Origin of the sequence: Pseudomonas sp. xss_4 (genome assembly GCF_043104125.1) — a bacterium.
GTDB classification, from domain to species: domain Bacteria; phylum Pseudomonadota; class Gammaproteobacteria; order Pseudomonadales; family Pseudomonadaceae; genus Aquipseudomonas; species Aquipseudomonas parafulva_B.
Genome location: NZ_JBICKJ010000048.1, coordinates 103,654 through 127,350, shown reverse-complemented (window position 1 = coordinate 127,350; position 23,697 = coordinate 103,654). Strand labels below are relative to the sequence as shown.

Sequence of the window (23,697 nt, the reverse complement as noted above, 5' to 3'; positions counted from 1 at the left end):
CCAAGCTGAAGCAGGAGCGACATATGGACGGTATTCAAGGCAAAGTCGTCGTCATCACCGGGGCCAGCAGCGGTATCGGTGAAGCAACAGCCCGCTTGCTCGCAGGCAAAGGCGCCAGCGTAGTGCTGGGTGCCCGTCGCATTGATCGCCTACATGCGGTCGCCAACGAGCTTCGCTTGGCGGGAGGTACAGCCGATGTACAGGCGCTGGATGTCACGCGCTTGGACAGCATGCAGTCCTTCGTTGATTTCGCCATGTCGCTGCACGGTCGCATTGACGTCCTCATCAATAACGCTGGGGTCATGCCGCTTTCAAAACTCGAAGCACTCAAGGTCCAAGAGTGGGACCGGATGATTGACGTGAACATTCGAGGCGTGCTGCATGGCATCGCCGCGGCGCTTCCAGTAATGCAGCGACAGCGTGCAGGGCAGATCATCAATATCGCATCCATTGGCGCCTATACGGTTAGCCCAACCGCTGCGGTGTACTGCGCCACCAAATATGCAGTACGTGCGATTTCTGAAGGTCTGCGTCAGGAAGTAGGGGGCGACATTCGGGTGACGCTGATCGCGCCAGGCGTCACCGAGTCGGAGCTGGCCGATAGCATTTCAGATGCAGGCGGCCGAGCGGAGATGCAGGCGTTTCGCAAGGTCGCAATACCTGCTTCAGCCATCGCTCAAGCGATAGCGTATGCGGTTGCGCAACCGGCAGAGGTGGATGTCAGTGAACTGATCGTGCGACCCACGGCAAGTCCGTTCTGAGCTTTACCCTTGAGCCGATGGGGGTGAGCTTGCCTACCCAAAGATCGGGAAATAAAAAGCCCGCTGGCGCGGGCTTGATGATGACCGGTTAAACTCGAATTTCGAAGCTACCCGGTCATGTGACGGTCGAGGCTAATCAGAAGTCCAGGTTGGAAACCGACAGTGCATTGCTTTCGATGAAGTCACGGCGCGGTTCAACGGCATCACCCATCAGGGTGTTGAAGATCTGGTCAGCCGCGATTGCATCTTCAATCGTGACCTTCAGCATCCGGCGCACTGTTGGGTCCATGGTGGTTTCCCACAGCTGATCCGGGTTCATCTCGCCCAACCCTTTATAGCGCTGGATGGTATGGCGCTTGGTGGTCTCGTTCATCAACCAGTCCAGGCCCTCCTTGAACTCGACGATGGCTTTGCGACGCTCGCCACGCTGCACATAAGCGCCTTCGCCCAACAGGCTGGACAGCTTGGCACCTACGTTGACTACGGTGCGGTAGTCGTTGCTGCCGAAGAAGTCACGGTTGAACGTGATGTAACTGGCAAGCCCGTGGGAGGTAATTTCCACCTCAGGCAGCCATACGTTACGTTCCTTGTCTTCACGCAGGCTGGCCTTGTAGACCAGGCCCGATTTCTGGGTCGAATTCAGGCGCTCGTGCAACTGGTTCTTCCAGGCTTCCATCACGGCATGATCACCCAGCTGCTCGAGGGTGACTTCAGGCAGATAGATAAAGTGCTCGGTTAGCTCCTGCGGGTACAAGCGCGACAGACGCTTGAGGGTCTTCATCACACCGCGGAACTCGTTGACCAGGGCTTCCAGTTGCACGCCGGATACCGGTGGCGCGGACTCGTCCAGGTGCAGGCTGGCGTCTTCCAGGGCCGATTGGGTCATGTACTCTTCCATGGCCTCATCGTCCTTGATGTACTGCTCTTGCTTGCCGCGCTTGACCTTGTACAGCGGTGGCTGGGCGATGTAAATGTAACCGCGCTCGACCAGCTCCGGCAATTGGCGGAAGAAGAAGGTCAGCAGCAACGTACGAATGTGCGAACCGTCAACGTCAGCATCGGTCATGATGATGATGTTGTGATACCGCAGTTTTTCGATGTTGTACTCTTCCCGACCAATGCCGCAGCCCAACGCAGTGATCAATGTCCCCACTTCCTGGGACGAGATCATCTTGTCGAACCGAGCTTTCTCCACGTTCAGGATCTTGCCTTTGAGCGGCAGAATGGCCTGGGTCCGACGGTTACGCCCCTGCTTCGCAGAGCCGCCTGCGGAGTCACCCTCGACCAGATAGAGTTCAGATAGGGCAGGGTCCTTCTCCTGGCAGTCAGCCAGCTTGCCTGGCAAGCCCGCGATATCCAGTGCACCCTTACGGCGGGTCATCTCACGCGCTTTGCGGGCAGCTTCACGAGCACGCGCAGCATCGATCATTTTCCCGACGACAGCCTTGGCTTCGTTCGGGTTTTCCAACAGGAAATCGGAGAAGTACCTGTTCATCTCCTGCTCGACAGCGGTTTTCACTTCCGACGAAACCAGCTTGTCTTTAGTCTGCGAGCTGAACTTGGGATCGGGCACCTTGACCGAAATGATTGCAGTCAGGCCTTCACGGGCGTCGTCCCCGGTGGTCGAAACCTTGTTCTTCTTTGCCAGGCCTTCTTGCTCGATGTAGCTGTTCAGGCTGCGGGTTAACGAAGAACGGAAGCCTACCAAGTGCGTACCGCCATCACGCTGCGGGATGTTGTTGGTAAAGCACAGCAGGTTCTCGTTGAAGCTGTCGTTCCACTGGAGAGCAACTTCTACGCCCACACCGTCTTCACGCTGCACGCTAAAGTGGAACACCTGAGCGTTTACCGGCGTCTTGTTGGTATTCAAGTACTCGACGAACGCCCGCAGGCCGCCTTCGTATTTGAAGAACTCTTCCTTACCACTTCGCTCGTCTTTCAGCAGAATGCCAACGCCCGAGTTTAGGAAGGACAGTTCACGAATGCGCTTGGCCAGGATGTCCCAACTGAAGTGAATATTCTTGAATGTCTCAGCGGACGGCTTGAAGTGAATATGAGTACCGGTCGTCTCGCTCTCGCCAACGATCGCCATCGGCGCCTGAGGCACACCATGGACATACGTCTGCTCCCAGATCTTGCCGCTGCGACGTACCGTCAGTATCAATTGCTCGGACAATGCGTTGACGACCGAAACACCTACCCCGTGCAATCCACCGGATACCTTGTAGGAGTTGTCATCGAACTTACCGCCTGCGTGCAGCACCGTCATGATGACTTCTGCTGCCGACACGCCTTCTTCTTTATGCACATCGACCGGAATGCCACGGCCGTTGTCACGCACGCTGATGGATTCATCAGGGTGGATAATTACTGTGATGTCGTCGCAATGGCCGGCCAGGGCTTCGTCGATGGAGTTGTCGACCACCTCGAATACCATGTGGTGCAGGCCGCTACCATCATCGGTGTCGCCAATGTACATGCCGGGACGCTTGCGCACGGCATCCAAACCTTTTAGCACCTTGATGCTGGAGGAGTCGTACGTCTGATTTTCGCTCATGCCTTCACTCCCGATGGTCGTGGGTCTGGGTGATACGGCCCTGTTCCACGTGGAACAAAGCAACCGGCGTTTCCGTCTGCCAGCCTTCCCTCAATAATTCATGATCTACACAGGTGATGAATACCTGGCAGCGTAATTCTTCAAGCAAGCGACACAGTGCACGGCGATGTTGCTCATCGAGCTCCGATGGCAAATCGTCCACGAGATAAATGCAGTGGCCGCGTCGCGCTTGGCCAACCAAATGACCTTGAGCTATCCGCAATGCGCATACCACCAGCTTTTGTTGGCCACGGGACAGGATGTCTGCTGCGTTGTTTGCAGCTAATCGAAGTCGCAAATCTGCCCGTTGCGGACCCGCCTGCGTGTGTCCCATCTGTTGGTCACGGAGAATAGAAGCAGCCAACACATCCTGCAGTTCACGGTCTTTGTCCCAGCCTCGGTAATAGCTCAAGGTCAGACCGTCGAGTTCAAGCAACTCGCTCAGGGTCTTTTCGAATACAGGCTTCAGGGCCTTGATATATTCGCGGCGGTACTCATCTATTTCGGCGCTGGCCAAGCACAACTCTCGGTCCCAAGCGGCTTGCGAAGCTGGGTCAAGTGTACCATGCCGCAACCATGAGTTCCGCTGCCGGAGGGCCTTCTGCAGGCGCTGCCACGCAGGCATGAAACGGGGTTCCACGTGGAACACACCCCAATCCAGGAACTGCCGCCTGATTTTTGGGGCACCTTCCAGTAGCCGAAAGCTATCTGGGTTGATGAGCTGCAATGGAAGCAATTCAGCAAGTTGTGCCGCGCTACGCGCATTCTGCCCATCGATCCTGATGGTGAAATCACCCTGACGTTCGCGAGACACCCCGAGGTTGCAGGTACCTCCTTCGGCGAGGAGCACCTCTCCGAATACCGTACAAGACGCTTGCTCATACTGGATCACCGGGTTCAAGCGCGTACTGCGAAAGGATCGAGCCAGACCGAGCAAATGAACGGCTTCGAGAAGACTTGTCTTGCCGCTCCCGTTATCGCCATAGAGCACGTTGATACGCGGGGAGGGGGAGAGCGTCACCGGGTGCAGATTTCGCACCCCGGTGACGATGATACGCCTAAGTGACATTGGGCCTGCTTTGCTTACAGCCGCATCGGCATGACAACGTACGAAGAGTCGTCATTGCCTGCCTCCTGCAGCAATGCACTGCTATTGGAGTCTGACAAAATCAGGCGTACCTGCTCAGTAGTCATCACGCCCAGCACATCCAGCAGATAACTAACGTTGAAACCAATCTCAAGCGAGCTGCCGTCGTAATCGACGCTGATTTCTTCCTCAGCCTCTTCCTGCTCGGGGTTATTGGCTTGGATCTTCAACTGGCCGGCAGCAAGCAACAAACGAATCCCGCGGTACTTTTCGTTGGACAGGATAGCGGTGCGGCTGAATGCCTCGCGCAAAGCTTGGCGATCGCCGATTACCAGTTTGTCACCACCCTTGGGCAGCACGCGCTCGTAGTCGGGGAATTTCCCGTCGACGAGCTTGGAAGTGAATGTGAATTCACCTGTCGTTGCGCGGATATGGTGCTGGCCAAGCACGATGCTAACCATGCCTTCAGGCTCGGTCAGCAAGCGAGCAAGCTCAAGAATACCTTTGCGCGGCACGATTACCTGGTGGCGGTCGTCCTGTTCGATCGGTGCACTCATCGAGCACAAGGCCAGGCGATGACCATCCGTGGAAACGGCGCGCAGGGTATTGCGCGAAACCTCCAGCAGCATACCGTTAAGGTAGTAACGGACGTCTTGCTGGGCCATGGCGAAGCTGGTGCGCTCGATCAATCGACGCAGTTTGCTCTGCTCCAGATTGCACGTGAGCGAGCCAGGGCCTTCTTCAACGGTCGGGAAATCATTGGCAGGCAATGTCGACAGTGTGAAGCGGCTACGCCCGGCCTTGACCAGCAGTTTCTGCTCATCGAGCTTGATGTCGATCAGCACGTCACTGGGCAGGCTTTTGCAAATGTCCATCAACTTGCGGGCTGGGACAGTGATCTCGCCAGGCTCGGCAGGTTCTTCCAGTTGCACACGGCCAACCAGTTCAACCTCAAGGTCGGTACCGGTCAGCGACAGTTGCTGGCCTTGTACGACCAGCAAAACATTGGAAAGCACCGGCAACGTCTGCCGGCGCTCGACGACACCTGCCACCAGTTGCAGAGGTTTGAGCAAGGCTTCGCGTTGAATGGTGAAATGCATGGTCTAGTCCCTTGCCTTCATATGGCTGCGCTGACGCCCCTCAGGTCGTCAGCGTGCGCAGCAGGTTCTTGTAGTCCTCGCGGATATCCGCGTCGGATTCTTTCAGTTCATTGATCTTGCGGCAGGCATGCAACACAGTCGTATGGTCGCGCCCACCAAACATGTCGCCGATTTCTGGCAAGCTGTGGTTGGTCAGCTCCTTGGAGAGCGCCATCGCCACCTGGCGTGGACGTGCCACCGAACGGGACCGGCGTTTGGACAACAGATCAGAGATCTTGATCTTGTAGTACTCGGCCACCGTACGCTGGATGTTATCCACACTCACCAGCTTGTCTTGCAATGCCAGAAGGTCCTTCAGGGATTCGCGGATCAATTCGATGGTGATGTCGCGCCCCATGAAGTGCGAATGAGCAATCACTCGCTTCAGGGCGCCCTCGAGCTCACGCACGTTCGACCGAATACGCTGAGCGATGAAGAAGGCGGCATCGTGCGGCAGTTCCACCTTGGCCTGATCGGCCTTCTTCATCAGGATCGCGACGCGCGTTTCCAGTTCCGGCGGCTCTACGGCCACCGTGAGGCCCCAGCCAAAGCGCGATTTGAGGCGTTCCTCGAGCCCTTCGATTTCCTTGGGATACCGATCGGAGGTGAGAATCACCTGCTGGCCACCTTCAAGCAATGCGTTGAAGGTGTGGAAAAACTCTTCCTGTGAACGCTCCTTGCGCGCGAAGAACTGAATGTCATCAATGAGCAACGCATCGACCGAGCGGTAGAAGCGCTTGAACTCGTTGATCGCATTGAGCTGAAGTGCCTTGACCATATCGGCGACGAAGCGCTCGGAATGCAGGTACACCACCTTGGCATTCGGGTTCTTTCTGAGCAGGTGGTTACCCACGGCATGCATGAGGTGGGTTTTACCCAGGCCCACACCGCCATAAAGGAACAATGGGTTGTAACCGTGCTTGGGGTTGTCGGCAACTTGCCAGGCGGCAGCACGGGCCAGCTGGTTCGACTTGCCTTCCACAAAGGTGTCGAACGTGAACGTGCGGTTCAGGTAGCTGGTGTGCTTGAGGGCACCCTCTACCTGTACCGTGCGCTGCTCCGTCCTACCCGCGGGGGCCTGAGCAGGTTCGGCCATGGCATCGAAGCTATCCCTAGAAGAAGGCTCGACCACATCGTTGGCGTTTGCAGGCGCGGGGTCAAGTGTCGCCATTGGAGCAGGCTCGGACGGCGTGACGGCGGGGGCCTTGGGCGTCGTTTGAACCAGGGAGGCTGCAACAGCCGCGCTTACCGGGGCATTAGGTGCTGCACGGGGCGCAGAGCTGCGCCGGCTGCCAATAAGCAGCGACAACGCGGGGGCTATGCCCGTGCCTTTTTCTCCCAAAAGCTCAAGCAAACGCCCCAGGTACTTTTCATTGACCCAATCGAGAACGAAACGGTTAGGCGCATAGACGCGCAACTCGTCGCCTTCGGCTTCGACCTGTAACGGACGGATCCAGGTGTTGAATTGCTGGGCAGGCAGTTCATCGCGCAGAAGCTCCACGCACTGCTGCCAAAGTTCCACTGACACGGATATCCCCTGAGCTTGAAAGCCACGAAGGCTGAAACAAACGGCCATTGTACCGGGCACGCGCTCAGTTATCCACATGCAGACACGTCGGCATTCATGGCAAACCAGCCATCAAATGACCGAAACACCACTTATACACTGTGCATAAGCCTTGTGTATAACTAGACCTAAGGGCTATGCACAACCCTATGAATCGACCTGTGCATAACCTGCCTGTGTATAACCACCCTACTTATGCACAGCTTAAATTCAAGCCTGCAACAGCTGTAGCACGGCTTTCGAACAGGGTTTAAAAATGCTGTACATCGCTTAATTCAAGGCCTGCACCAGGTTATCCACAGAAAGTTATCCACTTAAGAGTATTAAGATCTTTAAAGAAGCTTTTTATATGTCTTTCTTATTTTTCATGTTGAGCGGTGTTGCCTTGCCGAGCTTCATATAGGTGTCCGTGCCACTAGCCCAGGCCTACGCCCGTTCATCCCACACCTAAAGGAAAGGTTGGTTGGAAATTGACCTATGGGCTTGCTTTCTCTAGAATCGCCGGTCTCTTAAAAGGGGGCCATCCCGGCCCGTCGTCGACAAACCCAGGTAACACGCCATGAAACGTACTTTCCAACCAAGCACCATCAAGCGCGCGCGCACTCACGGTTTCCGTGCCCGTATGGCTACCAAGAACGGCCGCGCTGTTCTGTCGCGTCGTCGTGCCAAAGGCCGTAAGCGTCTGGCCATTTGATTTTTCGGCACAGGTGGTGAGTCAGGACTTCAGTCGGGAAAAGCGACTGCTTACACCCCGGCATTTCAAAGCGGTCTTCGACTCCCCAACCGGCAAGGTTCCAGGGAAAAACCTGCTGATCCTTGCTCGCGAGAACGGTCTGGATCACCCGCGCCTAGGCCTGGTGATTGGCAAGAAAAGCGTCAAGCTCGCCGTTCAACGCAACCGCCTCAAGCGCTTGATGCGCGATTCCTTTCGTCTGAACCAGCATTCACTTGCCGGGTTGGATATCGTGATCGTCGCGCGCAAGGGATTGGGTGAGATAGAAAACCCGGAATTGCACCAACACTTCGGCAAACTCTGGAAACGCCTGGCGCGCAGCCGACCGGCACCAGCAGTCTCCGCCGATTGCGCAGGGGTAAGCAGCCAAGATGCGTAAACTGGCACTCGTTCCGATCCAGTTTTACCGTTATGCCATTAGTCCTCTGATGGCCAGCCACTGCCGTTTCTACCCCAGTTGCTCTTGTTACGCCTACGAAGCCATCGAAAACCACGGTCTCTGGCGTGGTGGATGGCTAGCCGTTCGTCGCCTGGGGCGTTGTCATCCGTGGAACGACGGCGGTTTCGACCCCGTTCCACCCGCTCCTTCCTCCCGAACTTCTTCGATAGCCGAGTAATCATGGATATTAAACGCACGATCCTGATCGTCGCCCTGGCAATCGTGTCCTACGTCATGGTCCTTAAATGGAACCAGGACTACGGCCAGGCTGCCCTGCCGACTCAGAATACTGCTGCCAGCACGAACAACCCTGGTTTGCCCGATGGCGTACCTGCCGGCAATGCCGGTGCTGGTGCCAGCGCCGATGTGCCAAGCGCCACTGCTGAAACCCGCACTGCCGATCTGGCACCCGTGGCTGTCAGCAAGGATCTGATCCGGGTCAAGACCGATGTGCTGGACTTGGCTATCGATCCGGTAGGTGGTGACGTCGTCCAACTGAACCTGCCGCTGTATCCACGCCGTCAGGACCATCCGGATATCCCGTTCCAGCTGTTCGACAACGGTGCAGAGCGCGTCTATCTCGCGCAAAGCGGGTTGACCGGTGCCAACGGTCCAGATGCCCGTTCGACCGGTCGCCCCCTCTACGCTGCTGATCAGAAGCGTTATCAGTTGGCCGATGGTCAGGACCAGTTGGTGGTAGACCTGAAGTTCAGCGACAACGGGGTCAACTACATCAAGCGCTTCAGCTTCAAGCGCGGCGAGTATGACCTGAACGTCAGCTACCTGATCGACAACCAGAGCAGCCAGGCCTGGAGCGGCAACATGTTCGCCCAGCTCAAGCGCGATGCCAGTTCCGATCCGTCGTCGAGCACTGCCACCGGCACCGCGACCTACTTGGGTGCGGCCCTGTGGACACCTTCGGAGCCCTACAAAAAGGTCTCGATGAAGGACATCGACAAAGGTAGTTTGAAAGAAAATGTGTCCGGCGGTTGGGTAGCATGGCTTCAGCACTACTTCGTGACCGCATGGATCCCGGCCAAGTCTGACAACAATGCGGTGCAAACCCGCAAGGACAGCCAGGGCAACTACATCATCGGCTACACCGGCCCGGCTATCAGCGTACCTGCGGGCGGCAAGGCCGAAACCAGCGCCATGTTGTATGCCGGTCCCAAGATCCAGTCCAAGCTCAAGGAGTTGTCCCCAGGCCTGGAGCTGACCGTCGACTACGGTTTCCTGTGGTTCATCGCACAGCCGATCTTCTGGCTCCTGCAACATATCCACAGCCTGCTGGGTAACTGGGGCTGGTCGATCATCGTGCTGACCATGCTCATCAAGGGCCTGTTCTTCCCGCTGTCCGCTGCCAGCTACCGTTCCATGGCACGTATGCGTGCTGTTTCGCCCAAGCTCGCAGCGCTCAAGGAACGCTTCGGCGATGATCGCCAGAAGATGTCCCAGGCGATGATGGAGCTGTACAAGAAAGAGAAAATCAACCCGCTGGGCGGTTGCTTGCCAATCCTGGTCCAGATGCCAGTATTCCTGGCCCTCTACTGGGTACTGCTGGAAAGCGTCGAGATGCGTCAGGCACCTTGGATGCTGTGGATTACCGACCTGTCGATCAAGGATCCGTTCTTCATCCTGCCGATCATCATGGGCGCTACCATGTTCATTCAGCAGCGCCTGAACCCGACCCCGCCGGATCCGATGCAGGCCAAGGTGATGAAAATGATGCCGATCATCTTCACCTTCTTCTTCCTGTGGTTCCCAGCCGGTCTGGTGCTGTACTGGGTTGTGAACAACTGCCTGTCCATCACGCAGCAGTGGTACATCACGCGCAGCATCGAGGCCGCCAACAAGAAAGCGGCTGCCTGACGGGCTGCTACGCTAGCTTGTGAATAAAACGCCCCCTCGTGGGGCGTTTTTGCTATCTGTCGTATTTGTCGTAGAGGCTCCCCAGCATGAATACTGTGCGTGAAACCATTGCCGCCATCGCAACTGCCCAAGGCCGCGGCGGCGTAGGCATCGTGAGGTTGTCAGGACCACTGGCTGCCCAGGCGGGCCAGTGGATAACCGGCCGCAGCCTGCAACCGCGTCATGCTCATTACGGCCCATTCCGCGACGAGGAGGGGGTGGTACTGGATGAAGGTATCGCGCTGTTCTTTCCGGGGCCCAACTCATTCACCGGTGAAGATGTACTTGAGTTGCAAGGCCATGGCGGCCCCGTGGTCCTGGATATGCTGCTACAGCGCTGTGTACAACTGGGGTGTCGCCTGGCCAGGCCAGGGGAGTTCAGCGAGCGGGCATTTCTCAATGACAAGCTTGACCTGGCTCAAGCCGAGGCCATCGCCGACTTGATCGAAGCCAGCTCCAGCCAGGCAGCGCGAAATGCACTGCGATCGCTGCAGGGCGAATTTTCCAGACATGTCCACAGCCTCACCGAAGCGTTGATCGCGCTGCGCATCTACGTGGAGGCCGCCATTGATTTTCCCGAGGAAGAAATCGACTTCCTGGCCGATGGCCACGTGCTGTCGATGCTCGATGCCGTGAGGGATCATTTATCCACAGTGCTGCGTGAGGCGGGCCAAGGGGCTTTGCTGCGTGATGGCATGACAGTGGTCATCGCTGGGCGACCCAATGCAGGCAAGTCGAGTCTGCTCAACCAGCTAGCGGGACGTGAAGCGGCGATCGTAACGGATATCGCCGGCACGACCCGGGACACCCTGCGCGAACATATCCACATCGACGGCATGCCGCTTCACGTGGTGGACACAGCTGGGCTACGTTCAACAGATGATCATGTGGAAAAGATCGGTGTCGAGCGAGCGCTACAAGCGATAGGCGAGGCAGACCGGATATTGCTGGTTGTGGACTCCACAGCCCCTGAAGCTGACGATCCCTTTGCTTTATGGCCCGAGTTTCTGGACCAGCGTCCGGATCCAGCACGGGTAACCCTGATACGCAATAAAGCGGATCTGAGTGGGGAGCCAGTAGCGCTGCACCAGGGTGAAGATGGACAAGCCACCATCACGCTGAGCGCCAAAGGAGAGGGTGGGGGGCTGCAGCTGTTGCGCGACCATCTCAAGGCCTGCATGGGCTATGAACAAACCGCCGAGAGTGGTTTCAGCGCCCGTCGACGGCACCTGGATGCCTTGCGCCAGGCCAGTGAGCACCTTGAGCACGGTCGTGCGCAGCTGACCCTCGCAGGTGCAGGTGAATTACTGGCAGAGGACTTGCGTCAGGCGCAGCAGGTGCTTGGGGAAATCACCGGGGCCTTCAGTTCCGACGACTTGTTGGGGCGGATTTTCTCGAGTTTCTGCATCGGCAAGTAACAAACAACCTGGTCCCGGACCAGCCAACCGCCCTTTAGGGGCGGTTTTTTTTGGCTTGAAATAAGCCTCCAGCGAAGGGACAGCCAGGAACGGTAGCCGCTAAGCCCTGTGGAAAACCCTATCTGAGCTCCGTTGATAAGCGCTAATTTTTCTTGAGGATAAATCGCCCTGTGGGTAACCCTGCATTTCATCCACAGGCTATTCCCTGTTATCCAAAAGGCTCAGCGGGGTTAAAGCACAGGGTTCAGGATCTCTGTACAACACGCGTTTCCTGGTCTTGAAGACCTTATCCACAGATATCGCTGTGCATAAGAATAAACATAAAAACAAAGCTTTTATAAATCTATCTTCGTTGATTTCTGTTGTGTGCCATTCATCCACAGCCTGATCAAAATTTGCTCAGACGGTTTCAATGAGGGGGGTGATGTCCCTATACTTGTCGGCTTACCTTTTCTATTTGCACAACAGGCACGAGGTGCGTGGTGGATTTCCCTTCCCGTTTTGAAGTGATCGTCATCGGCGGCGGCCATGCCGGTACCGAGGCTGCGCTTGCGTCTGCACGCATGGGTGTCAAAACCCTGCTGCTGACCCACAACGTGGAAACCCTCGGGCACATGAGTTGCAACCCTGCCATTGGTGGCATCGGCAAAAGCCATCTGGTCAAGGAAATCGATGCCCTGGGCGGCGCCATGGCGCTGGCCACCGACAAGAGTGGCATTCAGTTTCGCGTGTTGAATAACCGCAAGGGCCCAGCCGTTCGCGCCACGCGTGCACAGGCTGACCGCGCCATCTACAAGGCGGTTGTGCGTGAGATTTTGGAAAACCAGCCCAACCTGTGGATATTTCAGCAGTCCTGTGACGACCTGATCGTTGAACAGGATGAAGTCAAAGGCGTGGTCACCCAGATGGGGCTGCGGTTCTTTGCAAACTCGGTCGTGCTCACCACCGGCACCTTCCTGGGCGGCCTGATCCATATTGGTATGCAGAACCACTCGGGAGGACGCGCAGGGGATCCGCCCTCCATCGCGTTGGCGCATCGCATGCGTGAATTGCCGCTACGCGTCGGCCGCCTGAAGACAGGTACGCCGCCTCGTATCGACGGTCGCTCCGTGGATTTCTCGGTCATGACCGAGCAGCCCGGCGATACGCCTATCCCGGTGATGTCGTTCATGGGCAATGCGGGCATGCATCCGCGCCAGGTGAGCTGCTATATCACTCACACCAACGCCCGGACACATGACATCATCGCTTCGAACCTTGACCGTTCGCCCATGTACTCGGGGGTCATCGAAGGGGTAGGGCCACGTTACTGCCCGTCGATCGAAGACAAGATCCACCGCTTTGCGGACAAGGAAAGCCACCAGGTATTCATCGAGCCTGAAGGCCTGACCACTCACGAGCTCTACCCCAACGGTATTTCCACTTCGCTGCCCTTCGATGTGCAGCTGGAGTTGGTGCGCTCGATCCGGGGCATGGAAAACGCGCATATCGTCCGCCCAGGCTACGCCATCGAATATGACTACTTCGATCCGCGCGACTTGAAGTACAGCCTGGAAACCAAAGTCATTGGTGGTCTTTTCTTCGCTGGCCAGATCAACGGCACCACCGGTTACGAAGAAGCCGGTGCGCAAGGCCTGTTGGCCGGGACCAACGCCGCACTGCGCGCTCAGGGCCGCGAGGCCTGGTGTCCGCGGCGCGATGAAGCCTACATCGGCGTGCTGGTCGACGACTTGATCACCTTGGGCACTCAAGAACCGTATCGCATGTTCACATCCCGGGCCGAATACCGGTTGATCCTGCGGGAGGACAACGCCGACCTGCGTCTCACAGAAAAAGGGCGAGCGCTGGGGTTGATCGACGACGAGCGCTGGGCCGCCTTCTGCACCAAGCGCGACGGTATCGAAAAAGAAGAGCAGCGGCTGAAATCGACCTGGATAAGGCCCAACACCGAGCAAGGCCAAGCCGTTGTGGACAAGTTTGGTACGCCATTGAGCCACGAGTACAGCCTGCTGAACCTGCTGGCACGACCCGAAATCGACTATGCAGGGTTAATGGCGGCTACCGGCGGTGAGTCGATCGATCCACAGGTCGCCGAGCAGGTCGAGATTCGCACCAAATACGCGGGTTACATCGACCGTCAGCAGGACGAAATCGCGCGGCTGCGCGCCAGTGAGGACACGCGCCTGCCTGTGGATATCGAGTACGCCACGATTTCGGGGCTGTCCAAAGAGATTCAGGGCAAGCTCAGCCAGACCCGTCCCGAAACCCTGGGGCAGGCCTCGCGCATTCCAGGCGTGACGCCGGCGGCCATTTCCCTGTTGCTCATCCACCTGAAAAAACGCGGTGCAGGCCGCGAGCTGGAGCAAAGCGTTTGAGTTCCCTGGTTACCTCCCAACATGCCGAAGAGTTGTCCACAGGTGCCCGCCAGTTGGCTGTGCCCCTGAGCCCTGAACACCATGAAAAACTGCTGGGCTACCTGGCCCTGTTGATCAAGTGGAACAAGGCCTACAACCTCACCGCCGTCCGGGATCCGGACGAAATGGTTTCGCGTCACCTGCTCGACAGCCTCAGCGTGATGCCGTTTATCCACAGCGAGCGCAGCAACTGGCTGGATGTCGGCAGCGGCGGAGGCATGCCAGGTGTGCCCATGGCTATCCTGCATCCCCACAAGCGGATCACCGTACTGGATGCCAATGGCAAGAAGACGCGCTTTCTGACCCAGGTGAAAATGGAGCTCAAGCTGGACAACCTTACGGTTATCCACAGCAGGGTCGAGGGGTACACGCCGGCCCAGCCGTTCGACGGCATCATCTCCCGCGCTTTCAGCAGCATGGAGAATTTCACCAACTGGACCCGCCACCTGGGCGACACCGGGACGCAGTGGCTTGCAATGAAGGGGCTGCATCCTGCCGATGAACTGGTAGCATTGCCCGCAGACTTCACAGTGGAAAGCGAGCAGGCCCTGACCGTTCCGGGTTGCCAGGGCCAACGTCATCTGCTGATACTGCGCCGCAAGGCTTGACTGGGAACAGACGCATCAATGGCTAAGGTATTCGCAATCGCGAACCAGAAAGGTGGTGTGGGCAAGACCACCACCTGTATCAATCTCGCTGCCTCGCTGGTGGCGACCAAGCGTCGTGTGCTGCTGATCGACCTCGATCCGCAGGGCAATGCCACCATGGGCAGCGGCGTGGACAAGCACGAGCTCGAGCACTCTGTGTACGACCTGCTGATCGGAGAGTGTGACCTGGCCCAGGCCATGCACTATTCCGAGCATGGTGGGTTCCAGCTGTTGCCGGCCAACCGTGACCTGACCGCTGCCGAAGTCGTGCTGCTGGAGATGCAGGTCAAGGAAAGCCGCCTGCGTAATGCGCTGGCGCCCATTCGTGATAACTACGATTTCATCCTCATCGACTGCCCGCCTTCATTGTCGATGCTGACGCTCAATGCCTTGGTGGCTTCCGATGGCGTGATCATCCCCATGCAGTGCGAGTATTACGCGCTGGAAGGGCTGAGCGACCTTGTGGACAACATCAAGCGGATCGCTGCCAAGTTGAACCCCGCGCTCAAGATCGAGGGGTTGCTGCGAACCATGTATGATCCGCGGCTGAGCCTGAACAACGATGTATCGGCGCAGCTCAAGGAGCATTTCGGTTCGCAGTTGTACGATACCGTCATTCCGCGAAACATCCGCCTGGCCGAAGCACCCAGCTTCGGTATGCCGGCATTGGCCTACGACAAGCAATCGCGCGGCGCACAGGCCTACCTTGCCCTGGCCGGAGAACTGGTTCGTCGTCAACGCCGCCAGTCCCGCACTGCACAAGCAACTTAAGGAATCCGCATGGCCGTCAAGAAACGGGGTCTCGGACGTGGGTTGGATGCGCTGCTCAGCGGTCCATCCGTGAGCGCGCTCGAAGAGCAGGCTGTAAAGATCGACCTCAAGGAGCTTCAGCACCTGCCCGTCGAGTTGATTCAACGGGGCAAGTACCAGCCACGTCGCGACATGGACCCGCAGGCGCTCGAAGAACTGGCTCACTCGATCCGCAGCCACGGCGTGATGCAACCGATCGTGGTGCGCCCGGTTGGCGATGAGCGCTATGAGATCATCGCCGGTGAGCGGCGCTGGCGCGCGACTCAACAAGCCGGTCTGGACACCATTCCGGCCATGGTCCGCGAGGTCCCTGACGAAGCGGCCATTGCCATGGCCCTGATCGAAAACATCCAGCGCGAGGACTTGAACCCTCTGGAAGAAGCGCTGGCCCTGCAGCGGTTGCAGCAGGAGTTCGAGCTGACCCAGCAGCAAGTGGCCGATGCCGTGGGCAAGTCGCGGGTGACCGTGGCCAACCTGCTGCGGTTGATCACGTTGCCTGAAGCGATCAAAACGATGCTCGCCCATGGTGACCTGGAGATGGGTCACGCACGGGCTTTGCTAGGCCTGGAAGAGAATCGCCAGGAGGAAGGGGCGCGTCATGTTGTCGCACGTGGGCTGACCGTACGTCAGACCGAGGCGCTGGTGCGCCAATGGCTGAGCGACAAGCCTGATCCGGTAGAACCCGGCAAACCTGATCCGGACATTGCACGCCTGGAACAGCGGCTTGCAGAGCGTTTGGGCTCGGCTGTACAGATTCGCCACGGCGCTAAAGGCAAGGGCCAACTGGTGATTCGCTATAACTCGCTCGATGAGTTGCAGGGCGTACTCGCACACATTCGCTGAAACAATTCCTGTTGTAGCGCGCAATCGGAAATCACTACGAATAGTTGAATAGGGGTTAATCCACCCCTATACTCTGCGCGCATTTTGTCGGCACAAATTATGCCAAGTCATCGCTGACTGGCAGGCCGATTCACGGGGAGCAGTTGTGATGGAAATCCGCACGCCAAACCGGTTGCCTTTCCATCGCTGGGCGGTTTTTCCGGTATTGCTGACGCAATTCGTCGTGCTGCTGCTGGCAACCTTGGTGTTGTGGCAGTTGGCTGGGACGGTCAGCGGATATTCAGGGCTCTGCGGAGGCCTGATTGCCTGGCTGCCCAATGTTTATTTCGCCTGGAAGGCTTTTCGCTTTAGCGGAGCTCGGGCGGCGCAGGCCATCGTCAAGTCGTTCTACGCTGGCGAGGCAGGCAAGATGATTTTGACGGCAGTGCTCTTCGCACTGACCTTCGCAGGAGTGAAGCCACTGGCGCCGCTGGCAGTATTCGGCGTCTTCGTGTTGACCCTTTTGGTCAGCTGGTTCGCGCCCCTGCTGATGAATAAAAGACTTTCGAGACCTTAGGGCGTTTGAGGCAACCATGGCAGCAGAAACCGCTTCGGGCTATATCCAGCACCACTTGCAGAACCTGACTTACGGTCAACTACCAGACGGCAGCTGGGGCTTCGCCCATTCGGCTGCAGAAGCCAAGGCTATGGGCTTCTGGGCATTCCACGTGGATACCCTGGGTTGGTCCGTCGCACTGGGTCTGATCTTCCTGTTCATCTTCCGCATGGCGGCCAAGAAGGCGACTTCTGGCCAACCGAGCGGCCTGCAGAACTTCGTCGAAGTGCTGGTGGACTTCGTCAACGGCAGCGTGAAGGACTCCTTCCACGGCCGTAGCCCGGTGATCGCGCCGCTGGCGCTGACCATCTTCGTCTGGGTATTCCTGATGAACGCCATCGACCTGGTACCGGTCGACTGGATTCCTCAGCTGGCCATCCTGATCTCGGGTGATCCGCACATTCCGTTCCGCGCCGTGTCGACCACCGACCCGAACGCGACCCTGGCCATGGCCTTCTGCGTGTTTGCGCTGATCATCTTCTACAGCATCAAGGTCAAGGGCCTGGGTGGCTTCATCGGTGAGCTGACCCTGCACCCGTTCGGCAGCAAGAATATCTTCCTGCAGATCCTGCTGATCCCGGTCAACTTCCTGCTGGAATTCGTGACCCTGATCGCCAAGCCGATCTCGCTGGCACTGCGTCTGTTCGGCAACATGTACGCCGGCGAGCTGGTGTTCATCCTGATTGCCGTGATGTTCGGCGCCGGCATCCTGTGGCTCAGCGGCCTGGGTATCGTGCTGCAATGGGCGTGGGCTGTGTTCCACATCCTGATCATCACCCTGCAAGCCTTCATCTTCATGATGCTTACCATCGTCTACTTGTCGATGGCTCACGAAGATAACCATTAAGACCGCCTGGCGTGTCTGATAGCCTTCCCCGCTCGTTTGGGGGGAGGGCTTAAAAAGTCCGCAAGGGCATGCTGTACCAAACGATTCGTTTTACCGCTTCAAACTAAAAAACCTAACCAATACGACGTAAAAGTCGGGAGGAAAGATGGAAACTGTAGTTGGTCTGACCGCTATCGCTGTTGCTCTGCTGATCGGCCTGGGTGCTCTGGGTACCGCCATTGGTTTCGGCCTGCTGGGCGGCAAATTCCTGGAAGGCGCTGCTCGTCAGCCTGAGATGGTTCCGATGCTGCAGGTCAAAATGTTCATCGTTGCCGGTCTGCTCGACGCCGTCACCATGATCGGTGTTGGTATCGCTCTGTTCTTCACCTTCGCGAATCCCTTCGTTGGTCAAATCGCCGGCTAATCACTCGTTTCGACGAGTTGATGGGTGTGATGGACAAAGACCGAGCGAGGTGTTGGCGTGAACATTAATGCAACCCTGATTGGCCAATCCGTTGCTTTTCTGATTTTTGTACTCTTCTGCATGAAGTACGTATGGCCTCCGGTCATCACTGCTCTGCAAGAGCGTCAAAAGAAGATTGCAGACGGCTTGGACGCTGCCAACCGCGCAGCTCGCGACCTGGAGCTGGCCCAAGAGAAAGTGGGTCAGCAACTGCGTGAAGCAAAGGCACAGGCAGCTGAAATCATTGAGCAAAGCAAGAAACGCGCTGCTCAGCTAGTAGACGAAGCCCGTGAACAGGCTCGTGTCGAAGCTGACCGTGTGAAGGCTCAGGCTCAGGCCGAGATCGAACAGGAACTGAACAGCGTCAAAGACGCCCTGCGTGCCCAAGTGGGTGCCCTGGCTGTTGGCGGTGCTGAAAAGATCCTTGGCGCCACAATCGATCAAAACGCGCATGCAGAGCTGGTTAACAAACTGGCCGCTGAAATTTAAGCGAGGGCGATCATGGCAGAACTGACCACGTTGGCCCGACCTTACGCTAAGGCTGCCTTTGAGCATGCCCAGGCCCATCAGCAACTGGCCAATTGGTCAGCCATGCTCGGCCTGGCTGCTGCAGTGTCCGAAGACGACACCATGCAGCGCCTGCTCAAGGCCCCGCGACTGACAAGCGCAGAAAAGGCCGCCGCATTCATTGACGTTTGCGGTGACAAGTTCGATGCATCGGCACAGAATTTCATTCATGTTGCCGCGGAAAACGACCGTCTCCTGCTTCTGCCGGAGATTGCCGCTCTGTTCGACCTGTACAAGGCAGAACAAGAGAAATCCGTGGACGTGGAAGTCACCAGTGCTTTTGCGTTGAACCAAGAACAGCAAGACAAACTCGCCAAGGTTCTCAGTGCACGGCTCAGCCGGGAAGTGCGCCTGCACGCGTCGGAGGATGCCAGCCTGATCGGCGGCGTCGTCATCCGCGCCGGCGACCTGGTAATCGATGGCTCTGTTCGCGGCAAGATCGCGAAACTGGCCGAAGCATTGAAATCTTGAGTTTGAAGGGGCAGCAGAGCAATGCAGCAACTCAATCCTTCCGAAATTAGTGAAATCATCAAGGGCCGCATCGAGAAGCTCGATGTCGGCTCCCAAGCCCGTAACGAAGGTACCGTCGTAAGCGTTTCCGACGGTATCGTACGGATCCACGGTCTGGCCGACGCTATGTACGGCGAAATGATCGAGTTCCCGGGCGGCGTATACGGTATGGCACTGAACCTGGAGCAAGACTCCGTAGGTGCAGTGGTACTGGGTGCGTACACCTCCCTCGCCGAGGGCATGAGCGCCAAGTGCACCGGTCGCATCCTGGAAGTTCCGGTTGGTAAGGAACTGCTGGGTCGCGTCGTGGACGCACTGGGTAACCCGATCGACGGCAAAGGTCCGCTGAACAACACCGAGACCGACGCGGTCGAGAAAGTTGCTCCAGGCGTGATCTGGCGTAAGTCGGTAGACCAGCCTGTACAGACTGGCTACAAGTCGGTCGACGCCATGATCCCGGTTGGCCGTGGCCAGCGTGAGCTGATCATCGGTGACCGTCAGATCGGTAAGACTGCCATGGCGGTCGATGCGATCATCAACCAGAAAAACAGCGGTATCTTCTGCGTATACGTGGCCGTCGGCCAGAAGCAGTCGACCATCGCCAACGTCGTGCGCAAGCTCGAAGAAGCCGGTGCCCTGGCCAACACCATCGTTGTTGCCGCCAGCGCCTCGGAATCGGCTGCACTGCAGTTCCTGGCGCCGTACTCCGGTTGCACCATGGGCGAGTACTTCCGTGACCGCGGTGAAGATGCCCTGATCGTCTACGATGACCTGTCCAAGCAGGCTGTTGCCTACCGCCAGATCTCCCTGCTGCTGCGTCGTCCACCAGGACGTGAAGCGTACCCAGGCGACGTGTTCTATCTCCACTCCCGTCTGCTGGAGCGTGCATCGCGCGTTTCGGAAGAATACGTCGAGAAGTTCACCAACGGCGCAGTCACTGGCAAGACCGGTTCCCTGACCGCTCTGCCGATCATCGAAACCCAGGCTGGCGACGTTTCGGCGTTCGTTCCGACCAACGTGATTTCCATCACCGACGGTCAGATCTTCCTGGAATCGGCCATGTTCAACTCGGGCATCCGCCCTGCAGTGAACGCCGGTGTTTCGGTATCGCGTGTAGGTGGTGCCGCTCAGACCAAGATCATCAAGAAGCTGTCCGGTGGTATTCGTACCGCACTGGCTCAGTACCGTGAACTGGCGGCATTCGCCCAGTTCGCGTCCGATCTGGACGAAGCGACCCGCAAGCAGCTGGAGCATGGTCAGCGCGTTACCGAGCTGATGAAGCAGAAGCAGTACGCGCCGATGTCCATCGCGGACATGGCCCTGTCGCTGTACGCCGCTGAGCGTGGCTTCCTGACCGACGTAGAAGTCTCCAAGGTCGGCAGCTTCGAGCAAGCACTGATCGCCTTCTTCCACCGTGATCACGCCGAACTGATGGCGAAGATCAACGTGAAGGGTGACTTCAACGACGAAATCGATGCAGGCATGAAAGCCGGTATCGAGAAGTTCAAGGCCACCCAGACCTGGTAAGCCGCAGCGGGGGCCCAGGCCCCCGCTTGCTAACCTGATAGGTGATACATGGCAGGCGCAAAAGAGATTCGCAGTAAGATTGCGAGCATCAAAAGCACGCAAAAAATTACCAGCGCCATGGAAAAAGTGGCGGTCAGCAAAATGCGCAAGGCACAACAGCGCATGGCTGCTAGCCGTCCTTATGCGGAGCGTATCCGCCAGGTGATCGGTCATCTGGCCAACGCCAACCCGGAATACCGCCACCCGTTCATGATCGAGCGCCCTGTAAAGCGCGCGGGTTACATCGTGGTGAGCAGTGACCGTGGTCTGTGCGGTGGCTTGAATACCAACCTGTTCAAGGCCTTGGTCAAGGACATGAACGAAAACCGCGAACAGGGCGTGGAAATCGACCTGTGCGTGATCGGCAGCAAGGGTGCGACTTTCTTCCGTATCTTTGGCGGCAACGTAGTAGCCGCGATCAGCCACCTGGGCGAAGAGCCATCGATCAATGACTTGATCGGCTCCGTCAAGGTCATGCTGGACGCCTACCTCGATGGCCGTATCGATCGCCTCTCGGTGGTTTCGAACAAGTTCATCAACACCATGACCCAAAAGCCGACGGTCGAGCAGTTGGTACCGTTGGTGGCAACCCCGGATCAGGATCTCAAGCATCACTGGGACTACCTGTACGAACCCGACGCAAAAGAGCTGCTGGACGGCTTGATGGTGCGTTACGTGGAGTCGCAGGTGTACCAGGCGGTGGTCGAGAACAATGCTGCTGAACAAGCAGCCCGGATGATCGCCATGAAGAACGCCACAGACAACGCCGGTGACCTGATCAGCGAACTCCAGCTGATCTACAACAAGGCGCGTCAGGCTGCGATCACCCAGGAGATCTCGGAAATCGTCGGCGGCGCTGCCGCGGTTTAACGGTTCAAAAATTCAGAGGATCCAGCTATGAGTAGCGGACGTATCGTTCAAATCATCGGCGCCGTCATCGACGTGGAATTCCCACGTGACGTCGTGCCGAGTGTTTACAACGCGCTGAAAGTACAAGGCGCGGAAACCACCCTGGAAGTTCAGCAGCAGCTGGGCGACGGCGTGGTTCGTACCATTGCGATGGGCTCGACCGAAGGTCTGAAGCGCGGTCTGGACGTCGTCGATACCGGCGCGGCCATCTCCGTTCCTGTCGGTAAGGCTACCCTGGGCCGCATCATGGACGTCCTGGGTAACCCAATCGACGAAGCCGGTCCGATCGGTGAAGAAGAGCGTCGTGGTATCCACCAGAAGGCACCTTCGTTCGCTGACCAGGCCGGCGGCAACGACCTGCTGGAAACCGGGATCAAGGTTATCGACCTGGTTTGCCCGTTCGCCAAGGGTGGTAAAGTTGGTCTGTTCGGTGGTGCCGGTGTCGGCAAGACCGTGAACATGATGGAACTGATCCGTAACATCGCCATCGAGCACAGCGGTTATTCCGTGTTCGCCGGTGTGGGTGAGCGTACTCGTGAGGGTAACGACTTCTACCACGAGATGAAGGACTCCAACGTTCTCGACAAAGTAGCGCTGGTCTACGGTCAGATGAACGAGCCACCAGGAAACCGTCTGCGCGTTGCGCTGACTGGCCTGACCATGGCTGAGAAATTCCGTGACGAAGGTAACGACGTTCTGCTGTTCGTCGACAACATCTATCGTTACACCCTGGCCGGTACCGAAGTATCCGCACTGCTGGGCCGTATGCCTTCGGCAGTAGGTTACCAGCCGACCCTGGCCGAAGAGATGGGCGTTCTGCAAGAGCGTATCACTTCGACCAAGGAAGGTTCGATCACCTCCATCCAGGCCGTTTACGTGCCTGCGGATGACTTGACCGACCCGTCGCCAGCGACCACCTTCGCCCACTTGGACGCCACCGTCGTTCTGTCCCGTGACATCGCCTCCCTGGGTATCTACCCAGCGGTTGACCCACTGGACTCGACTTCGCGCCAGCTGGACCCGAACGTGATCGGTACCGAGCACTACGAAACTGCCCGTCAGGTTCAGTATGTTCTGCAGCGCTACAAAGAGCTGAAGGACATCATCGCGATCCTGGGTATGGACGAGCTGTCCGAGACCGACAAGCAACTGGTAGCGCGCGCTCGTAAGATCCAGCGCTTCCTGTCGCAGCCGTTCTTCGTGGCCGAGGTCTTCACCGGTTCGCCAGGCAAGTACGTTTCCCTGAAAGACACCATCGCTGGCTTCAGCGGCATCCTCAAAGGTGACTACGACCACCTGCCAGAACAAGCGTTCTACATGGTCGGCAGCATCGACGAAGCGATCGAGAAAGCCAAGAAACTGTAATCCCGGCGCCCCGCAAGGGGCGCTAATCAGGTTGAGGCAAGCAGATGGCTATGACAGTCCATTGCGATATCGTCAGCGCGGAAGGAGAAATCTTCTCCGGTCTGGTCGAGATGGTAGTAGCGCACGGCAACTTGGGCGATCTGGGTATCGCACCAGGCCACGCCCCGCTGATCACCAATCTCAAGCCGGGTCCGATCACGCTGACCAAGCAGGGTGGCACTCAAGAGGTGTACTACATCTCCGGTGGCTTCCTCGAAGTGCAGCCGAACATGGTGAAGGTTCTTGCCGACACCGTGCAACGTGCTGCCGACCTGGACGAAGCTCAGGCTCAGGAAGCCCTCAAGGCTGCCGAGAACGCGCTGAACACCAAAGGCTCGGACTTCGACTACGGCGCTGCTGCCGCACGTCTGGCCGAGGCTGCGGCTCAGCTGCGTACTGTCCAGCAAATGCGCAGAGGCAAGTGATCGGCTGCGGCCATCATTTGTGTAGCGATTGAGTAAAAGGGTAGCCTCGGCTACCCTTTTTCTTTTTTCG

At 57.7% G+C, this 23,697-nt stretch carries 23 protein-coding genes; 19 read left to right on the top strand and 4 right to left on the bottom strand.

Features of this window, described 5'->3' with window-relative positions; all coding sequences use genetic code 11:
- Window positions 1-23: 23 nt before the first annotated feature.
- Window positions 24-761, top strand: a complete 738-nt coding sequence (locus ACF8GB_RS09935; protein ID WP_058638770.1) for an SDR family oxidoreductase — start codon at window positions 24-26, stop codon at window positions 759-761.
- Window positions 762-897: 136 nt separating this feature from the next.
- Here ACF8GB_RS09935 and gyrB read toward each other — a convergent pair whose 3' ends face one another.
- From gyrB to dnaA, 4 genes are read right to left on the bottom strand one after another with little or no spacing between them, the layout of a single operon-like run.
- Complete coding sequence (gene gyrB, locus ACF8GB_RS09930) at window positions 898-3,318, bottom strand: DNA topoisomerase (ATP-hydrolyzing) subunit B (protein ID WP_058638771.1); 2,421 nt, start codon at window positions 3,316-3,318, stop codon at window positions 898-900.
- A gap of 4 nt (window positions 3,319-3,322) precedes the next feature.
- Window positions 3,323-4,426, bottom strand: a complete 1,104-nt coding sequence (gene recF / locus ACF8GB_RS09925; protein ID WP_145254132.1) for a DNA replication/repair protein RecF — start codon at window positions 4,424-4,426, stop codon at window positions 3,323-3,325.
- Window positions 4,427-4,440: 14 nt separating this feature from the next.
- Window positions 4,441-5,544 carry a DNA polymerase III subunit beta gene (gene dnaN / locus ACF8GB_RS09920; protein WP_023532585.1) on the bottom strand — a complete coding sequence of 368 codons (1,104 nt, stop codon included), beginning with the start codon at window positions 5,542-5,544 and terminating at the stop codon, window positions 4,441-4,443.
- Between the two features lie 40 nt (window positions 5,545-5,584).
- Window positions 5,585-7,111 (bottom strand): chromosomal replication initiator protein DnaA, encoded by a 1,527-nt coding sequence (gene dnaA / locus ACF8GB_RS09915; RefSeq protein WP_392526938.1) that lies wholly within the window; start codon window positions 7,109-7,111, stop codon window positions 5,585-5,587.
- 598 nt (window positions 7,112-7,709) lie between these two features.
- On the opposite strand from dnaA, the gene rpmH reads away from it, so the two are divergent.
- The 18 genes from rpmH (at window position 7,710) to ACF8GB_RS09825 (ending at window position 23,627) form a co-directional block, all read left to right on the top strand.
- A complete protein-coding gene (gene rpmH, locus ACF8GB_RS09910) occupies window positions 7,710-7,844 on the top strand; it encodes a 50S ribosomal protein L34 (RefSeq protein ID WP_003253163.1) in 135 nt (44 codons plus the stop codon).
- A gap of 13 nt (window positions 7,845-7,857) precedes the next feature.
- Window positions 7,858-8,262, top strand: a complete 405-nt coding sequence (gene rnpA, locus ACF8GB_RS09905; protein WP_058603069.1) for a ribonuclease P protein component — start codon at window positions 7,858-7,860, stop codon at window positions 8,260-8,262.
- Window positions 8,255-8,500 carry a membrane protein insertion efficiency factor YidD gene (gene yidD, locus ACF8GB_RS09900; protein ID WP_078477749.1) on the top strand — a complete coding sequence of 82 codons (246 nt, stop codon included), beginning with the start codon at window positions 8,255-8,257 and terminating at the stop codon, window positions 8,498-8,500. Before rnpA ends, yidD begins: the two co-directional genes overlap by 8 nt.
- Before the next feature lie 2 nt (window positions 8,501-8,502).
- A complete protein-coding gene (gene yidC / locus ACF8GB_RS09895; RefSeq protein ID WP_392475586.1) occupies window positions 8,503-10,191 on the top strand; it encodes a membrane protein insertase YidC in 1,689 nt (562 codons plus the stop codon).
- A gap of 86 nt (window positions 10,192-10,277) precedes the next feature.
- Entirely contained in the window at window positions 10,278-11,648 is a 1,371-nt protein-coding gene (mnmE, locus tag ACF8GB_RS09890) for a tRNA uridine-5-carboxymethylaminomethyl(34) synthesis GTPase MnmE (RefSeq protein ID WP_058638773.1), read from the top strand.
- Window positions 11,649-12,130: 482 nt separating this feature from the next.
- On the top strand, window positions 12,131-14,023 hold the full coding sequence (gene mnmG, locus ACF8GB_RS09885) for a tRNA uridine-5-carboxymethylaminomethyl(34) synthesis enzyme MnmG (protein WP_058603070.1): 1,893 nt from the start codon (window positions 12,131-12,133) through the stop codon (window positions 14,021-14,023).
- Window positions 14,020-14,670 (top strand): 16S rRNA (guanine(527)-N(7))-methyltransferase RsmG, encoded by a 651-nt coding sequence (gene rsmG / locus ACF8GB_RS09880; protein ID WP_058602714.1) that lies wholly within the window; start codon window positions 14,020-14,022, stop codon window positions 14,668-14,670. Before mnmG ends, rsmG begins: the two co-directional genes overlap by 4 nt.
- An 18-nt stretch (window positions 14,671-14,688) precedes the next feature.
- Window positions 14,689-15,480: a ParA family protein gene (locus tag ACF8GB_RS09875; RefSeq protein WP_023532809.1), complete on the top strand. Its 792-nt coding sequence runs from the start codon at window positions 14,689-14,691 to the stop codon at window positions 15,478-15,480.
- Between the two features lie 9 nt (window positions 15,481-15,489).
- A complete protein-coding gene (locus ACF8GB_RS09870) occupies window positions 15,490-16,362 on the top strand; it encodes a ParB/RepB/Spo0J family partition protein (protein ID WP_058602715.1) in 873 nt (290 codons plus the stop codon).
- 148 nt (window positions 16,363-16,510) lie between these two features.
- The gene (locus ACF8GB_RS09865; protein ID WP_023532288.1) at window positions 16,511-16,918 is read left to right on the top strand and encodes a F0F1 ATP synthase subunit I; all 408 of its coding nucleotides are present in this window, start codon (window positions 16,511-16,513) and stop codon (window positions 16,916-16,918) included.
- 16 nt (window positions 16,919-16,934) lie between these two features.
- Entirely contained in the window at window positions 16,935-17,804 is an 870-nt protein-coding gene (gene atpB, locus ACF8GB_RS09860) for a F0F1 ATP synthase subunit A (RefSeq protein ID WP_023532311.1), read from the top strand.
- Window positions 17,805-17,949: 145 nt separating this feature from the next.
- Window positions 17,950-18,207, top strand: coding sequence for a F0F1 ATP synthase subunit C (gene atpE, locus ACF8GB_RS09855; RefSeq protein ID WP_003097235.1), 258 nt, complete (start codon window positions 17,950-17,952; stop codon window positions 18,205-18,207).
- 57 nt (window positions 18,208-18,264) lie between these two features.
- Window positions 18,265-18,735: a F0F1 ATP synthase subunit B gene (locus ACF8GB_RS09850; RefSeq protein WP_011536505.1), complete on the top strand. Its 471-nt coding sequence runs from the start codon at window positions 18,265-18,267 to the stop codon at window positions 18,733-18,735.
- A gap of 12 nt (window positions 18,736-18,747) precedes the next feature.
- Window positions 18,748-19,284, top strand: coding sequence for a F0F1 ATP synthase subunit delta (locus ACF8GB_RS09845; RefSeq protein ID WP_023532623.1), 537 nt, complete (start codon window positions 18,748-18,750; stop codon window positions 19,282-19,284).
- Between the two features lie 21 nt (window positions 19,285-19,305).
- Window positions 19,306-20,850: a F0F1 ATP synthase subunit alpha gene (gene atpA / locus ACF8GB_RS09840; protein ID WP_023532736.1), complete on the top strand. Its 1,545-nt coding sequence runs from the start codon at window positions 19,306-19,308 to the stop codon at window positions 20,848-20,850.
- 48 nt (window positions 20,851-20,898) lie between these two features.
- A complete protein-coding gene (gene atpG / locus ACF8GB_RS09835) occupies window positions 20,899-21,759 on the top strand; it encodes a F0F1 ATP synthase subunit gamma (RefSeq protein ID WP_058602716.1) in 861 nt (286 codons plus the stop codon).
- Window positions 21,760-21,786: 27 nt separating this feature from the next.
- Complete coding sequence (gene atpD, locus ACF8GB_RS09830) at window positions 21,787-23,163, top strand: F0F1 ATP synthase subunit beta (RefSeq protein WP_023532615.1); 1,377 nt, start codon at window positions 21,787-21,789, stop codon at window positions 23,161-23,163.
- Between the two features lie 44 nt (window positions 23,164-23,207).
- Window positions 23,208-23,627: a F0F1 ATP synthase subunit epsilon gene (locus tag ACF8GB_RS09825; RefSeq protein WP_023532701.1), complete on the top strand. Its 420-nt coding sequence runs from the start codon at window positions 23,208-23,210 to the stop codon at window positions 23,625-23,627.
- The last annotated feature ends 70 nt before the right edge of the window (window positions 23,628-23,697 follow it).